This is a genomic window from Paraburkholderia ribeironis (assembly GCF_900019265.1).
Lineage (GTDB): Bacteria > Pseudomonadota > Gammaproteobacteria > Burkholderiales > Burkholderiaceae > Paraburkholderia > Paraburkholderia ribeironis.
On record NZ_CYGX02000119.1, the window covers coordinates 528 to 977 of the forward strand.

A 450-nucleotide genomic window follows, 5' to 3' on the forward strand; every position below is an offset into this window, starting at 1 on the left:
GGGTTCGAGAACATCATGCGCATGAAGTTTGCGCTATACGACAGGTCGTTCTTCGGATACACGAACGGCTGGCCGATGCTGTACTTGTACGCCATGGCCACCAGCGTCGGCAGCTTCGCGATCATGCGGATCGCGGAGACTTCACGGTGACGCGGATTGTTGATGTCGAGCGAGTCGTGATAGAACGCCGACAGCGCGCCCACTGCGGCGACCAGGATCGCCATCGGGTGCGCGTCACGCCGGAAACCGCGGAAGAAGAACTGCATCTGCTCGTGCACCATCGTGTGCTTCGTGACGGTGCCCACGAACTCTGCATTCTGCTGCGCGTTCGGCAGTTCGCCTTTCAGCAGCAGGTAGCAGGTTTCGAGGAAGTCGGCGTTCTGCGCGAGGTTGTCGATCGCGTAGCCGCGATACAGCAGCTCGCCCTTATCGCCGTCGATATACGTGATT

At 59.8% G+C, this 450-nt stretch carries 1 protein-coding gene; it reads right to left on the minus strand.

The annotated features are described in order from the left end of the window. Positions 1-450 (minus strand): citrate/2-methylcitrate synthase (locus tag BN2475_RS36010; protein ID WP_281254298.1); only part of this gene is annotated, 450 nt, incomplete at both ends.